The organism is Acinetobacter sp. WU_MDCI_Abxd143, from assembly GCF_025514195.1.
Taxonomy (GTDB): Bacteria; Pseudomonadota; Gammaproteobacteria; order Pseudomonadales; family Moraxellaceae; genus Acinetobacter; species Acinetobacter pittii_H.
The window spans coordinates 113,655-129,348 of sequence record NZ_JAHPTH010000002.1; the positions used below are offsets into that span (position 1 = coordinate 113,655).

Below are 15,694 nucleotides of genomic sequence, written 5' to 3' on the forward strand. Positions count from 1 at the left end.
AAAATGAATAGCAAGATGCTTCATCAAATCAATGCGTAACATATTTTTAAATAAGGATATTGGTATATGACGACAACACTAAAAAAGGTTGTAGCGGCCTCCATGGTTGGCTCCGTAGCAGAATGGTATGAGTTTTTCCTATATGGAACTGCTTCTGCCCTTGTCTTTGGCGAACTTTTCTTTCAACAAACGGGTAATGCTATAGATGGTATTTTGGCAGCATTTGCCCTCTATGCCGTTGGTTTTTTAGCAAGACCTATTGGTGGCCTCGTATTTGGCCATTACGGCGATAAAATTGGTCGCAAGAAATTATTGCAAATTAGCCTGATTATTGTCGGTATAACTACTTTTTTAATGGGCTGTATTCCGACCTTTCATCAAATTGGCTATTGGGCTCCTACACTCCTAGTGATACTGCGTTTAATTCAAGGTTTTGCTTTTGGTGGTGAATGGGGCGGCGCAGTTATTTTAGTTTCAGAGCACAGTCCAGATGATCGCAGAGGTTATTGGGCAAGCTGGCCACAAACTGGTGTACCGCTCGGGAATTTAGTAGCCACACTGGTTTTATTATTACTTTCAAAAAACCTTTCGCCCGAACAATTTCTAGATTGGGGATGGCGCTGTGCATTTTGGTTTTCGGCAGTCGTGGTACTAATTGGTTTATGGATTCGAAAAAATGTAGACGATGCCGAAGTATTTAAAGAAGCACAAGCCAAACAACAGCTTCTTGAAAAGCAACAACTCGGGATTATTGAGGTTTTAAAATATCATAAGAAATCTGTTATTGCGGGTATAGGTGCCAGATTCGCAGAAAACATTTTGTACTATATGGTGGTTACTTTTTCGATCAGTTATTTAAAGTTGGTCGTCCATAAAGATACTTCGCAGATCTTACTGCTCATGTTTGGCGCTCATCTGATCCATTTCTTTATTATTCCTTTTATGGGGCATTTAAGCGATATATTTGGCCGCAAACCGATTTATCTTATTGGGGCTGTACTTACTGCTTTTTGGGGTTTTGTCGGCTTTCCTTTAATGGATACAGGCAATGACTGGCTCATTATGTTAGCAATTGTGCTTGGTTTATTTATTGAGTCCATGACCTACTCGCCTTACTCTGCGTTAATGACTGAGTTATTTCCAACTCACATCCGCTATACGGCGCTTTCATTTTGTTATCAAGTTGCGCCAATTATGGCAGGTTCGCTTGCTCCCTTAATTGCCTTAACATTACTCAAAGAATTTAATAGCTCGGTTCCAATTTCTTTATATTTAGTTGTTGCAAGCCTAATTTCTATTGTTTCAATTTTGCTGGTGAAAGAAACCAAAGGCCGATCACTTGCTTTTAAAGATTAAGCTTTAACATCTAAATTAAGCGCTTAATAATGATTTGGGTTGTTCTATACAACCCAATTTTTTTTACCTAAATATTTTTGATCGAAGCGCGATACAAGGTAGGCGACATACCTGTATGTAACTTAAACTGACGACAAAAAGCACTATGGTCAGTATAACCACAGCGCAAACCAATTTGAGTAATCGGTAAGTCAGTCGCTAGTAGTTCAGTAGCGACTTGAAGACGAATTTTGCTTATCATTTGCCGAGGCGTTAAATGGTATATTTTTTTGCAATAACGCTCTAACTGAGCCACCGACACACCAGCAATTGCGGTTAAGTGTGCCAAAGTAATGGTTTCGGCATAATTCTTTTTAATATATTCCTCCACCTGAACCATCTTATAAAAAGCAGGATGTGTATTCTCAGGCACATTTAAATCATTAGAAATACCCGCTATTCCTACTAAATTTCCATCCGCATCAAATAATGGTTCTTTATAAGTCAAACACCAACCCGACTGGTTCTTTGCATATAAATGCAGCTCTAATTGCTCTGTTAATTTTTTACCACGGCGAATGACTTGTAAATCTTGCGATGTATATATTTTTCCGAGGGAATGAGGAAAAACCTCTTCTGAAGTTTTCCCAATCAAAGCAGATTTATCTTTTAGACCGCAGCGGTTTACAAGCGTTTGATTGACAAACACATAGCGCGCTTCGATGTTTTTAATGAAAAACACCACCGAAGATAAAGCATCAAACAATGGTTCTATACTTTCCAGATTTTTTAAGAAATCTTCCAAAGTGGTAGTTAATTTCGGAATTTGAACCAAAGTCATGAGCTAGAGCGGACAAAGTTATAACTTGTCTACTCTAGAACATTTCATTTTTGATTTAAAGGAGAAGTAGACATCGCCATGAGGCTTTTTACACGAGTAGGCAGTAATGGTGGTCTAGAGTTAGGCAACTGCCAATCAAATAGGCAGGCTGCTGCTGTTGCACATGTACTTCCCTGACATGCTCCCATTCCACAGCGTGTATGTAATTTTGCATCAATCCAACTATTACGCTCGGCAACTTTATCAAAAGTTACATCTTCACATCGACAAAAAATAGTTTCTGGGCGTGCAAGCGTTTTTAACTCAGCACGTAACTTAAAGCTTTTCTCAAGGAGATGTGCAAATAAACGATACCGTTGTCTTTGAGCAAATAATTGTCTCGCTTTTTCATTTTGGCCTATAGCTGCATAACCTGCGATGCTACCTTCAACCATCGCCAGCTCACTTCCGCCAAAACCTGTACACTCACCTGCTGCCCACACCTGTGGCTGTAATGTACGTTGATAGTCATCGACCGTAATCGCATTGTCCTTAATTTGACAACCCATTAACTGCCCTAATTGAGTATTCGGGACTAAACCAAACCCGCACGCGAGTCGATCACACTCAATTTCAATGATTCCTTTCGGCGTTTGTAGCCTTACTCGTTCAAGACGCTCCTGACCAATCGCCTCAACCACATAACTGTCAGGTTGATATAAACGATGAGGCAAAGATAACGCCTGTATTATTTTCGCAGGCCAACGCCAAAGTTGTAGTGCAAACTTACGAACGGAAGATGAAGCCGCCTGTTCAGCAACATAGAGAACTTGAGCCTCTGCTTTTTTTGCTGTATCCGCACTTGCTAAAAGTAATGGCCCGGAACCTGCAATCACAATGCGTTCATTTTTGACAGGTGTGCCTGCTTTAATTAAGGCTTGCAAACCACCTGCCCCTATTACGCCAGGTAAAGTCCAACCGGGAAAAGGCAAAAACAGTTCTCTTGCTCCCGTACACAATATAAGCTGGCGATAAGACAAGTTTAGGCTGTCATGAGGTCGCTCAACAAGCAATTGGCCTGCAAAAGGTGCGGCGACAATTTTCGCACCAAACATAAATTCAATATTAGAATGAGCCTTAATTTGTTGATATTTCTGCTGCGCCATTTCAGGTACAGGGAAAATCGGTCCAGCGCGCCAGATTTGACCGCCCGCCTGTGGGTTATTATCCAATATTAAAATTCGCCCGCCACTTTCGGCGGCTGCAATAGCAGCTGACAACCCTGCAGGCCCAGCACCGACAACCACCACATCGTATTGTTTTTCCATTATTGTGTTTCCACTTTCATGTCTTGCTGGCACAGCGTCTGACAAGCAAGTACTCTGAGTCCATTAATATTGACACGGCATTCCTGACAAACTCCCATTCCACAAAATGGAGTACGTTTTTCACCACAGACAGACAAACGGCTATAAGACTTCGCTTGTGCTAAAGCAGCAGCAACACTGGTACCCTCAATCACAGAAACCGATTGTCCGTTAATAAAAAGCTGAATCATCTATGCAGCTCCTATAAAGCGATGAGGTAAAAAAGGTTCAGGATCTATATCAAAAGTTAATCCACACACATGTGAAGCAATAAGTCTTGCTGTCCCTGTTGCTGTGGTTACACCTAATCCTTCATGGCCTACCGCTAAATAAACCGATTGAAATGCAGGATGTCGTCCAATTACTGGAATACCATCTGGAGTAGCAGCACGAAAGCCAGTCCATGCCCGAATAACATTAAGATCAGCCAAAGCTGGAAAATAATCGGCAGCTTCTTTAAGCACACGAGTAAAGACTTCCGGCTCCACGGTCGGATCAACCGTATTGAACTGACGAGATGACCCAATAAAAAGCTGGCCCGTCGGCCTAGGCTGAATATTACAAGCCACCGAAATTCCACTTGTCGCTTGAGTACTGGCCGCATAAGCCAAAGCCACTAATGTATGTTTTACATTTAATTCGGGATAACGATCGGTAATCGCCAAATGACCTTTTTTAGGTTCAATCGGTAGCTCTGGAAAAAAATCTGTCGCATGAATACCGTTAGCCAAAACGATATGCGCAGCTTCTAGCCATGTTTCATCACTTAACTGAACCCGATTTTCTTCAATATGAATAACTTTAGCTTGTTGAACCTGAACCTTGTGGGGAAATTTTTTTAATAACCATTCAGCAGCACAAGGTGCATATAAAATTCCATCATCAAAAACTTCTAAACCACCATAAATACCCTGCTTTAAGTGAGGTTCAAGCTGATGAACTTCATCTGCGTTTCGAAGTTGGCAACGGACGCCTTGTGCAGTGAGACGTTGATATTTTTCCTCAGCAATTTGCATTTCTTCTGGGCTACTTGCCAGCCATAAAGTTGGCGTTTGGCGATAGGCACAGTCTTCCGAAAGCTCGTGTCCTAATTCATGCCATAGCTGAACTGACCAATGACTAAGTTTTAATTCGGCTTCCAAGTCATCCATAATGACCAAATGCCCCATGCCCGCGGCTGTTGCACCACCGATCCGAGCATCCAAAACTTGCACATTTAACCCTTGTCGAGCCAATTCATAAGCACATGCCGCACCTACAATGCCTGCCCCAATGACGATGGCATCGGTTCTCATAGCTGAATACCCCAAGCAAATGGGTCATTTTCATCCATAAATAAAGTTGCTTCGGCACTCATGTAAGCTTCACCACGAATGGTTGGAATCACATATTCCTCTGCTTGCTCATACGAGGCAATAAACTGGCTACCAATAATGCTGGCTTGTTTCCATAACTTTCCTGGCTCAAGTTTGCCATCTGCGGCCAAGCAAGCAATTTTCGCACTCGTTCCAGTTCCACACGGTGAACGGTCATAGGCCTTGCCTGGACAAAGCACGAAATTTTTACTGTCTGCTTCGGTGTCACTTGCAAATAATTCGATATGGTCAATTTCTTGCCCATCTTTACCGGTTATTCCTTGTGCCGTAAGCGCTTGTCTAACCGTCCATGCATAGTCAGTCAGTTGATCCAAATTATCACTTGCGACACGCTGACCATGGTCATTAATCAAGAAAAACCAGTTCCCTCCCCATGCAATATCACCAGAGACCTTTCCATATTTTTCGACATCAACTTCAACCGCTTTTTTATAACGATATGCAGGTACATTTCGCACACTCACTGAATGATCTTCATGTAGTGTCGCTTCAACATCACCTACTGGAGTTTCAATTAAATGTGTACCTACTTGTATTTGTCCCAAGTGTGCTAACGAAGCCACCAAACCAATCGTGCCATGACCACACATGCCTAGGTAGCCTGTGTTATTAAAGAAAATAACACCCGCGCTCGCTTTAGGATTTACTGGCTTACACAATAATGCTCCAACCAAAACGTCATTACCGCGTGGCTCTAACATGGTTGCTCGACGGAAATGGTCATATTGTTCTGATAATATTTTTCGGCGACTTTCCATATCTCCTGTGCCTAAATCAGGAAAACCTTCAAGCACTAATCGGGTTGGTTCACCACCAGTATGAGAGTCCAAAATTTTTACTGTTTTCATAGAAGTATCCTTACATTTTTTTTCTAGGATGACTGATCTCAAAACAGCAAGCTTGATCGTTTTCTTATAAAACGATGACGAAATCAGCATAGTGAAAACATGCTTCTTCAAAAATAAAGACAAAAAAATTAGGCCATTGGCCTAATTGAAATGATAAAGAATGCAGCGCTTATTTTTTCACATTTTTATGGTGAGGTAAGTGCTCATAAAGTGATTGGCAAACACCATTAATATGCTCTTCAATTAACTTAACCGCCAAATCAACATCCTTGGCTTTACAGGCTTTCACAATTTCTTTGTGCTCATCATTTGCACGCGATTTGCCTTCGGAAACATTCATTTGTAATCTTAAATAGCGCTCAATTTTATCGTAAATCGAACGAATTAATCCGAGCATATAAGGCCGCTGTGCTGGTTCATAAAGGCATGCATGTAACTGCCAATTTAATGTGGTCCAGCTTCCAATATCCATGTTATCGATAAAGGCATTACAAATTTCATCTGCCTTTTTATAAGTTTCTTCTGTCATATTCGGCACGGCGAGCTGAATCAGCTTCGTTTCCAACATCACTCGGACTTCAAAAATCTGAGCTAATTCTTCTTCAGAGATTCGGGTCACAATTGCACCGCGATTTTTTATAAACTCCACTAAGCCTTCGGCTTCAAGTTGCTTTAAAGCTTCACGCACGGGAATTTTGCTGACATTAAATAGTTTAGCAATTTCATCCTGACGAATAGGCTCACCTTCAGCAATATGCCCTGCAATAATTGCTTCTCTAATATATTTGACAATAACTTCAGATACCGAAGGCATTGCACCAAGATTTGATACATTAAAAGATGGTAGCGTCACGAATATTCTCTTAACCTCAAAATATGACACAAATTAAAAGGATGATCATTTTTATTCATCCACCATAATGAAATCATTGCTTTTCAAGCACTTTTTCCGGCACGGCTTACCTTTATTTCAATGCTGCTAAAATTTATTTTCTCTATTTTTTGGAGCTAATAATTTTTAACTGCATTAATAGTTAAAGTATACTTTATACCATTTAATTCACAAAACTATTATTAGACTATGCTGAAATCGTCATCATTTTATTGTATTTAACCAAGCAAATCATAATAAATACCCGCATACTACCCTGTTCTCTTGACGGGTAACTGTCAAAAAATTCCTATCCATTGAGCTGAGTTATTCCTTGCAAGATAAATTTTTTTGTCTTGTAAAAATCATGCTGCATAAAACTTTTAAAGTTTGAGTCACTTCATATGAGTACGCCAACAGAAGCAAAATTTTCGCTGAATTATTATACGGGTTTCTTATCTGTACTATTTGCTGCTTTTCTATGGGGTACAGCAGGTACAGCGGCATCTTTTGCAAAAGGCATTAGTCCACTTGTAATTGCTACCATTTCTGTGGGCTTCGGTGGATTAATTCATACATTTTTAAGCTTAAAAGCCATTAAAAAGAATTATCAAAAACTATTTAACTATAAGTCTCAAATCTTTATTGCCGTTGTCGTTTCAATTCTTTGTCCATTTGCATTTTATTCATCTGTCTCTTTAGCGGGTGTTTCGATTGGCACCGTGATTTCTATTGGCTGTGCACCTTTGTTTTCAGTGCTTTTGGAATGGATTTTAGATAAACGAAAACTTTCTTTGAAATGGCTCATCAGTTTCATTCTTGGTTTTTTAGGCATTATTTTACTCTCTTATGCAGGAGATCATGCACAGCATCAAGTCGTACAATCTGATCGTATTCTAGGGGTATTTTTTGGCTTACTTTCTAGCCTGAGCTATGCAACATATTCTTGGATAATGAGAAACCTAATTCGCCAAGATGTCGACTCAAGAGCTGCCATGGGAGTGATTTTTGGTATCTCCGCAGTTCTGTTACTACCTACATTATTGATTACTGCACAAAACCTTTTTGATTACCCAACAAATCTCTGGGTTGCAATTTATATTCCGATTGTTCCTATGTTTTTGGGCTATTTATTTTTTAGTTTTGGCCTTAAACGAATTCCAGCCAGTCAAGCTATGACATTAGCTTTGGTTGAGATTCCAGTTGCAGCATTATTAGCAGTTGTTGTAGTAGGCGAAAGTTTAACAATGCATAGTTACTTGGGTTTAATTCTAATTTTTCTCTGCGTTATTGTTCTCACAAAAAAATAATAGAAATAAAAAAAGAGGCTCAATCATTAGCCTCTTTTTTTTATACATATTTTCTTAGATTTCAGCTGACCAGTTACGATACCAAGTACGGAAAAGTTCATACTGAGTTTCAACGTATTTACGTTGTGATTCACTCAATGCATCCGTTTCGTTAAAATGTAAGGTATATTCTTTATCACCGTTAAGTACCATTAAATATTTATAGTACAGAACAAGATCCGTTCCTTCGTCAAAAGAAGATAAAACTTCTAATGCACTTGATAACTCTTGCGCTAAACGACGGGCTTTTGCATCGCCTGCTGCGGCTTTCTTACTCAGGTCAACCAACTGTAAAACTTCTTTAGGTAAAGCATTACCAATCCCGGTAATCGCACCCGTTGCGTTACAGTTTACGAAACCATGGAAAACTTGAGTATCTACACCTGCCATTAAGGTGACTGAATCATCTTGTGAAGTAATGAACTCAGCTGCATAACGCATATCGGCAGCACCGCCAAATTCTTTAAAACCAATTAAGTTTGGAAATTCACGGCGCAATTCAAAGAACAAATCTGCACGAGTCGCAAATCCATAATAGGGGCTATTGTAAATCACTGCAGGTAAGCTTGGCGCTGCTTTTAAAATTGCAGAAAAGTGAGCTTTTTGTGCAGTTGGTGATGCACCGCGTGATAATACACGTGGAATAACCATAAGTCCTTGTGCACCGACTTTTTCTGCATCAGCTGCATGAGAAACTGCTTCTTTTGAATTAACTGCACCAGTACCAACAATTGTAGGAATGCCAGCAGCAACAAGTCGTGCCACCCCTTCTTGACGTTGAGCTTCGGTTAGTAAAGGCCAATCACCCATAGAACCACAATACACTACCGCACTCATGCCCGCTTCAATCAGCTCATGCCCTTTTTTCACAAGCGCGTCAAAATCTGGCTCACGGTTAGGAGTACATGGGGTCATTAACGCCGGGATACATCCTGTGAAGATATTACTCATAATTATTCCTCAGTAATATAAATAAAACTCTGGGTAGTCGTACTTTCGAGTTAATCCATCTCAAAAGTTATGGAATGGGATTAATAGCTGTTAATCATTCTTCATATATCGTATACGATATACAACAAAAAGAATAGTCTTTCTCTTTAAATTCTTTAACCTAATAAAAATTTATATAAAACAAAGAGTAATCTTAATAAAAGAACTAAAAATCAAAATTTAAATCCTATTTTTTAAAATTATGGAGATGAAAAAATTATCTAGAATTAAAAATTTAAGCTGAAAATAGAAATTAATTTCGAACATATAGATGATTAGAAAACAACCACAGAACATTAGCCATTAGTCGCACCTCCCTATTTTTATTCATTTTTACTGGTAAAGTGCTTTACATGGTTTGATACAACCTACTTAACTCAGATGCATAATTCACCTGTTCTTGCATCTGAAGTTTTCTGCCTCTAGTCCGCTAGAGGCTTTTTTTATTACTTAATAAAAAAGCCTGCATTTCAGCAGACTTTTTATTTCAAGATTTAATTTAGTAAAGCTTAATTAACCACAGGTTGCCTGAGTAATTTTCTTGGTTGCAGGATCAATAGTAACTGTAACTCGGTTTGTACGATAATCCATAGTCATAGGTTGACCTGGAGCTACTTTACGCACAATTTCCGATTGGGTTTTTTGCTTAATTTGGTCATCAGTAAGGCCAGATTGACCTACCAATTTTTGAGCTTCTTCTGCTACACAGTTCGCTTGATTATCACGGAATAATTTCCATTCTTCAACGACTTGGCCGTTTGGTAAATGACAATACCCAACCTGTCCATTTGCTTCATTTCTAATTTCTAATTTCCCGCCTTGTTCAACACAATATTGACTAGCTGGGTTTGGTGAACCAATTTTTGGTGGAGTTGAATCTTTATGTTGTGCAGATGAACAAGCCGTTAACGAAACAAGCGCTAAGCCAAGAAAGATAATTTTTTTCATAAATTTTTGCTTCTTAATAAAAAAACTAAAGATATCAAAAAAATTCATGTTTCATGTGTCTTGTTTACAATAAAAAACTCTCTTAGCAATTCTAGTAACTACTCTTTAATTGATTGGAATTTAAAATATTCTGTTCTAAAAACAATGATTAAAATATTGCAATTAAGGCCTTTCTAAAATTCGTGCTCCGGAACCGTCTTGCCCTAAAACATCTTCAGGATTTCTTAAAGGGCATTGCTCTAATGACAAGCAACCACAGCCAATGCACCAGTCCATTTCATCGCGTAGTCTCGTTAATTTTTGAATACGCTCATCCAAATCTTTTCGCCAATGGCTTGATAACTCTTTCCACTGTTTAGCTGTTAATTTGCTTCCCATAGGATAGGCACTAAGAGCTGATTTAATTTCATCTAAGGGAATCCCAACTCTTTGAGCAACTTTAATAATCGCAATATATCTTAAAACGATTAATGGGAAACGGCGTTGATTACCGTTAGTTCTTAGGCTTTTTATGAGCCCTTTCGCCTCATAAAAATGCAGCGTTGAGACAGGAACCCCGCTCCTTTTTGCAACCTCACCCACTGTCAAAACTCGACTAGGGTCAGCTTTTTTATTTTCATTTATCATAATTGACCTCAACTTTACTCGAGGTTTATAAGAGAGCCTCTGTGTTTTGTCAAATAAATAAGCCAACCAACCTGACTGCTAAAAGCCATTTTTCTGAGTTTAATGGTCTTAACTTTTCGATAAAACCTAAGAAGATAAATTTAATGAGACTATTAATTCAGTTAAATCTATAAAATGAGGTGCTAACATTTAAATTTAAGAAATTAATTTTGTAGAGCACACGGGCACCCGCAAATCCAAAACATGTTGTAAACAAAAGGCATTGGTGCTCCTAGAGGATAGACCTTAGCTTGATCGATTTTATAAGTTTTTTTACGTGACTCGATGTGAAGTATATTATCGTAGCGAGCAACTACTATTCCCTTTTTATATAATTTTTTCCGTTCATTCTTTGCATCAAATTTATATACCAAAAAGTAAACTTTTTCTCCTACGCTGATCTTTGAATGATTAACCATAATGTAACCATTACAATACTTACATTGCCAATCTTTCATATCTCAAATTATCACACGCTTAAGTTTAAAAACACATTGAATTTTATAGTATAGATTTATTAAAGCTACAAATCTAAAGAAATATTTTAATTGAAAAAATAAGGTTTATTTGTGATGCACATCACAAATAAAAATCATAAAATTACAGATTATATCTAGATACATCAACAACTTACCAAATAAAATTTTAGGTTTATTATTTTTATAAATATAAAATTCTTATATATTTTATATTATTACATAGTATAAAAGGCAGAAAAATTAAATGCGGTTATATAATTAATTTTAATATTTCACATATACTTATTTCATTATATTTAACTTAATACCAAATGGAGTAATAAATTATTTTTAACATTAAATTAATTTCACTTTTAATTGAAAATAATTCATTTCACATTATTTAAATACAAAATATATAATTATTAGAATTGCAATTTAATTTTTTATTATGCCAACTCAACGTTTAAAATTAGAACTCCCATCTGGACATGATCAATTATTACTTCACTCTTGTTGTGCTCCTTGTTCAGGAGAAGTCATGGAAGCATTGATTGATTCTGGAATTAAATTTTCGATATTTTTTTATAATCCTAATATTCATCCGGTAAAAGAATATCTCATCCGTAAGGAAGAAAATATTCGTTTTGCAGAAAAGCATAATATTCCATTTATCGATGCAGATTATGATACGGATAATTGGTTTGCTCGAGCTAAAGGTATGGAAAATGAACCTGAACGTGGTATTCGTTGTACCATGTGTTTCGATATGCGTTTCGAGCGAACTGCCCTTTATGCACATGAACACGGCTTTAGTCTCATCAGTAGTTCGCTAGGAATTTCTCGTTGGAAAAATATGGCCCAAATTAATGACTGCGGAATTCGAGCAGCATCCAATTATCCAGATATTCAATATTGGGATTATAACTGGCGCAAAAATGGTGGCTCTAGTCGAATGATTGAGATCAGTAAACGAGAGGAATTTTACCAACAGGAATATTGTGGTTGTGTATATTCTTTACGTGACACCAATCGTTGGCGTATGAGTAATGGTCGCGACCGAATTAAACTAGGTGTTAAGTTCTATAGTAATGCCATGGAAGAAGATTAAATCTTATTCTCCTTAAAAAATTAATTCATTCTAAGCTATATTTATTCCCAATAAAAAAAGGCCACATCTGGAGAATGTGGCCAAAAGGTGTACTGTACTGAGCTTTGATGTTTTTAGAATAATTAAGTTAGCTTAAAATAAGATTAATAAATTTTTTAAAATTAATTTTTTCCATTTTTTTTAAATTTCATCAAAATATAAAAATCGAATAAATATTTTATCCTTCTCATTAAAAAAAATCGTTCTAACGTCGAGATATAATTTTGAAAAGTTTAGCTATTTTACTTTTTGATACTGATGGCTAGTCTCTTAATATTTTCTACCATTTCCTCAGGTTGATGGGCCGCATATCCCAAAAGAACCGCTGCTTTTTTCGACTCAAGTTGACAATATCTTGATAGAGGTTGAATCTCTAAGTTCAATGCCGAGCAATAAGAAATAAACTCCTGCTCAGTCCATGGTGCTTTTAACCAACATATAAGATGAATGCCTGAATCTGTTGGCCGAACGTCGAGTACATCTGAGAGGTGTTCATTAATAGCGTTAATCAATACTTGTTGACGCTCATAGCATGCCTTTCGAACTTTACGTACATGTCGAGCATAGTGGCCTTGTTGAATGAATAGAGCTAAAGCGACCTGCTCTAAATATGAACTTCGCACGTCAGTATAATATTTAGCTGCACTAAAGGTTTCAATTAATGCTTCAGGTACAACCATGAACCCTAAACGAAACTCTGGAAACATCATCTTGGTAAAAGTGCCAGAATAAATGACTCTTTGCTGCTGATCTAAACCTTGTAGTGCTTGAATTGGGTGAGTGCCATAACGAAACTCACTATTATAATCATCTTCAAAAATCCATTTTTCTTGTTTGTTTGCCCAATCTAATAAAGCAAAACGGCGAGCTAAACTTAAAGTTCCCCCTAAAGGAAACTGATGTGAAGGTGCTGTATAGACCAGTTTACTTTTGAAGTAATGATCAGTAATGTCAGAGATTTGCATTCCCTCCTCATCACTCTCGATCAAATTTATCTGAGCTCCAAAACTTCGAAAAATCTTAAAAGCTGCATCATATCCCGGCTCATCCAAACACACTTCATCATTTGCTTGAAGTAAGGCATAGGCCGTTAAATGAATAGCCTGCTGCGTTCCGTTTACGATAATAATTTGCTCTTCGTTGCAGTTCAGCCCTCGTGTGGAGTGAACATATTCAGAAATTGCCTGACGCAAAGGTAGATAGCCACGTGGGTCGTAAAATTGACCAAGCTGATAATATGATTGCCGCCAAGCTTGTGTTAATAACTTGCCCCACAGTTGATGAGGAAATAAATCAATACAGCCTACCCCTACATGAAACATCTTTTTCTTTTTACTTAACCATGACTGCTTGCGCCATGAATCCAATAAAGCTTCAATATTCGGATTAATATTTAAGGAACGATGAGTATTTTTAGACTTTTCTTTTGAATTTTTTTGAACATGTATTAACTGATCCGGCACAACCTCAGCAACATAGGTACCTGAACTTGGTTTGGTAAATAAATATCCCTCATCCAGTAATCGTTCAAGAGCCGCCAATACAGAATTTCTTGAAATTGACATCATCTCTGCCAAAGCACGACTTGAGGGTAATTTTGTTCCGGCAGTCAGCCTTCCATCTAAAATTGCATCACGCAAAGCCGTATATAATCCATCTTTAATCTGGCCTTTTGGCAAAATTAAATGTGGAAAAGATGCCGCAATCGAAGCTGCCATAACAAACTGGTACTGTAAAAAATATCAAAAGTGTATCTTATAAAAATACCACTACCAAAACTACACTCTAGTTGTCGATTTTTTATTACTTAAAAACAGAGTGTAATTATTATGCAAAATCAAGGACTTCAAATCGTTCCTGTTCAGCAGCAAGATTATTCACAATGGGAAAAATATTGGCTTGCTTACCAAAATTTTTATCAGGTGAATTTACCCCTTCATGTCACAAAAGTAACATGGGAACGTTTTTTCGATGAGAATGAACCTATGTACTGTGCCGTTGCCAAACAAGGTGAGCAGGTTTTAGGAATTGTGCACTATGTTATTCATCGTTCAACATGGGCAGAAAATAATTACTGTTATCTAGAAGACCTCTATGTTTCACCTGAAGTTCGTGGACAACATATTGGTAAGCAACTCATTGAATATGTGCAGAAGCAAGCTATCGAACACAACTGTGACCGTTTATATTGGCATACTCAAGAAACCAATCTAACAGCCCAAAAGCTTTATGACTGGATTGCACAAAAACCAGGAGTTATTCAATATCGTATGCCTTTAAACTAAAAAGTGAAAACACCAAAAGCTGGAGTGCTTTTGGTGTTTAAGTTTTACTGCGAATACGCTTAATCACTTTGTCATTAATAGTTGAGCATTGATTAAACGCAGCAAAACGCTTGAGCTCTTGTTCCAGTTCGAAGAAGAAGAGCTCCTTATTTTTTACTGTTTTTTCCAGATAAAGGCTAATCACTTCTAATTCTTTGATAGACCGATGCGCTTTACAATCTACTCGGCCGACTAACTCATCTTGATATAGAATCGGCAAGCAAAAATAACCATATACACGTTTGGCCGCTGGTACATAGCATTCAATGCGGTAATCAAATTCAAATAAAGAAGCTAAACGGTCACGATGAATAAGAGAATTATCAAAAGGCGAAAGTATTTTTAAACCGAACTCAGTATTAAGCTTTTGTTCTATTGCAACGGCATCAACATATAGCGTTTGACCATTCTCAAGCTTAATTGCAGATACTACGCCTGCGTCAATTTGCTCCATTAGCACAGCACGCATAGTTTCTTTTAAATCATTTTTCTTTAAATGAACCAGTTGTTTCCATGTAAATGCACCATGTGCTCGAAGCGTATTATTAAATAAATACTGTGCATATTCATAAAGTGTAGGCATACTTAAATCAATATTTTCAGACAAGCAGCGCTCGGTAAAATCATAGACCTTTTCCATTCCGTTACGTTCGCAGATCATCAGGTCACCTTGCATATATAACTGCTCAAAAGCACGGCGGCCCGGACCTGTATTCCACCAGTTTCCCAAACTCTTTTTATTATTCTTATCAATATCACGTAGACGAATTTTACCTTCAGCACGAACACGCGCCAAAATTTCATTCATGAGCTGTTGATCGCCTCTATTAAAATAACGGCTTTCCCCGTTCCTAACAGACATCATGGCAGGCAGCGCATAGCGATAATCTTTCATAGGAAGATAAGATGCGGCATGATACCAATATTCAAAAATCTGGCGCTCACGTACCAAACTATTGAGATGACTTAGCTCATAATCAGGCACTCGGCTCCACAATATATGGTGATGAGCTCGCTCTACAACCGATATGGTATCAATTTGCACATATCCTAAATGCTCAATCGCCTGTAAAGTGCCTTCCAAACCTTTTGCAAATCGACTGGTTTTTCCTAGGCCTTGATTGAATAAAGTGAGCTGTTTCAAAGAAGAAGTCATAAAAATCAAATATTGTTGTATTCATTTAAAAGCGGA

The 15,694-nt window shown here is 37.7% G+C and carries 16 protein-coding genes; 4 read left to right on the forward strand and 12 right to left on the reverse strand.

What is annotated here, in order from left to right; genetic code table 11:
- Positions 1–66 precede the first annotated feature (66 nt).
- Positions 67–1,356, forward strand: a complete 1,290-nt coding sequence (gene abaF, locus KTI79_RS05285) for a fosfomycin efflux MFS transporter AbaF (RefSeq protein ID WP_086375745.1) — start codon at positions 67–69, stop codon at positions 1,354–1,356.
- Positions 1,357–1,423: 67 nt separating this feature from the next.
- Here abaF and KTI79_RS05290 read toward each other — a convergent pair whose 3' ends face one another.
- From KTI79_RS05290 to KTI79_RS05315, 6 genes are all read right to left on the reverse strand, one after another.
- Positions 1,424–2,176: an AraC family transcriptional regulator gene (locus KTI79_RS05290; RefSeq protein WP_009391034.1), complete on the reverse strand. Its 753-nt coding sequence runs from the start codon at positions 2,174–2,176 to the stop codon at positions 1,424–1,426.
- 44 nt (positions 2,177–2,220) lie between these two features.
- Entirely contained in the window at positions 2,221–3,483 is a 1,263-nt protein-coding gene (locus KTI79_RS05295; RefSeq protein WP_086375746.1) for an FAD/NAD(P)-binding oxidoreductase, read from the reverse strand.
- Positions 3,483–3,713 carry a (2Fe-2S)-binding protein gene (locus KTI79_RS05300; protein ID WP_000615330.1) on the reverse strand — a complete coding sequence of 77 codons (231 nt, stop codon included), beginning with the start codon at positions 3,711–3,713 and terminating at the stop codon, positions 3,483–3,485. Before KTI79_RS05300 ends, KTI79_RS05295 begins: the two co-directional genes overlap by 1 nt.
- Positions 3,714–4,817, reverse strand: coding sequence for an NAD(P)/FAD-dependent oxidoreductase (locus KTI79_RS05305; RefSeq protein WP_032053552.1), 1,104 nt, complete (start codon positions 4,815–4,817; stop codon positions 3,714–3,716).
- Positions 4,814–5,746 (reverse strand): 4-hydroxyproline epimerase, encoded by a 933-nt coding sequence (locus KTI79_RS05310; RefSeq protein ID WP_032053551.1) that lies wholly within the window; start codon positions 5,744–5,746, stop codon positions 4,814–4,816. The genes KTI79_RS05305 and KTI79_RS05310 overlap by 4 nt, the downstream gene beginning before the upstream one ends.
- Before the next feature lie 169 nt (positions 5,747–5,915).
- On the reverse strand, positions 5,916–6,599 hold the full coding sequence (locus KTI79_RS05315; RefSeq protein ID WP_000174668.1) for a GntR family transcriptional regulator: 684 nt from the start codon (positions 6,597–6,599) through the stop codon (positions 5,916–5,918).
- A 422-nt stretch (positions 6,600–7,021) separates the two neighbouring features.
- On the opposite strand from KTI79_RS05315, the gene KTI79_RS05320 reads away from it, so the two are divergent.
- Positions 7,022–7,927 carry a DMT family transporter gene (locus KTI79_RS05320; RefSeq protein ID WP_032053550.1) on the forward strand — a complete coding sequence of 302 codons (906 nt, stop codon included), beginning with the start codon at positions 7,022–7,024 and terminating at the stop codon, positions 7,925–7,927.
- Positions 7,928–7,981: 54 nt separating this feature from the next.
- On the opposite strand, the gene KTI79_RS05325 is transcribed toward KTI79_RS05320, so the two are convergent.
- From KTI79_RS05325 to KTI79_RS05340, 4 genes are all read right to left on the reverse strand, one after another.
- The gene (locus tag KTI79_RS05325) at positions 7,982–8,917 is read right to left on the reverse strand and encodes a dihydrodipicolinate synthase family protein (protein WP_086375747.1); all 936 of its coding nucleotides are present in this window, start codon (positions 8,915–8,917) and stop codon (positions 7,982–7,984) included.
- Between the two features lie 552 nt (positions 8,918–9,469).
- Positions 9,470–9,904 carry an I78 family peptidase inhibitor gene (locus KTI79_RS05330; RefSeq protein ID WP_057074789.1) on the reverse strand — a complete coding sequence of 145 codons (435 nt, stop codon included), beginning with the start codon at positions 9,902–9,904 and terminating at the stop codon, positions 9,470–9,472.
- A 162-nt stretch (positions 9,905–10,066) separates the two neighbouring features.
- Positions 10,067–10,531 (reverse strand): redox-sensitive transcriptional activator SoxR, encoded by a 465-nt coding sequence (gene soxR, locus KTI79_RS05335; protein ID WP_032053547.1) that lies wholly within the window; start codon positions 10,529–10,531, stop codon positions 10,067–10,069.
- A gap of 203 nt (positions 10,532–10,734) precedes the next feature.
- Positions 10,735–11,028, reverse strand: coding sequence for a hypothetical protein (locus tag KTI79_RS05340; RefSeq protein WP_032053546.1), 294 nt, complete (start codon positions 11,026–11,028; stop codon positions 10,735–10,737).
- Positions 11,029–11,479: 451 nt separating this feature from the next.
- Here KTI79_RS05340 and KTI79_RS05345 point away from each other — a divergent pair, with 451 nt between their 5' ends.
- Complete coding sequence (locus KTI79_RS05345) at positions 11,480–12,139, forward strand: epoxyqueuosine reductase QueH (protein ID WP_079284142.1); 660 nt, start codon at positions 11,480–11,482, stop codon at positions 12,137–12,139.
- A gap of 281 nt (positions 12,140–12,420) precedes the next feature.
- On the opposite strand, the gene KTI79_RS05350 is transcribed toward KTI79_RS05345, so the two are convergent.
- A complete protein-coding gene (locus tag KTI79_RS05350) occupies positions 12,421–13,896 on the reverse strand; it encodes a PLP-dependent aminotransferase family protein (protein ID WP_032053544.1) in 1,476 nt (491 codons plus the stop codon).
- Positions 13,897–14,007: 111 nt separating this feature from the next.
- Between KTI79_RS05350 and KTI79_RS05355 the strand changes: the two genes are divergently transcribed.
- Positions 14,008–14,463 (forward strand): GNAT family N-acetyltransferase, encoded by a 456-nt coding sequence (locus tag KTI79_RS05355; RefSeq protein ID WP_086375748.1) that lies wholly within the window; start codon positions 14,008–14,010, stop codon positions 14,461–14,463.
- 37 nt (positions 14,464–14,500) lie between these two features.
- On the opposite strand, the gene KTI79_RS05360 is transcribed toward KTI79_RS05355, so the two are convergent.
- Complete coding sequence (locus KTI79_RS05360) at positions 14,501–15,658, reverse strand: winged helix-turn-helix domain-containing protein (protein ID WP_032053542.1); 1,158 nt, start codon at positions 15,656–15,658, stop codon at positions 14,501–14,503.
- Between the last annotated feature and the right edge of the window lie 36 nt (positions 15,659–15,694).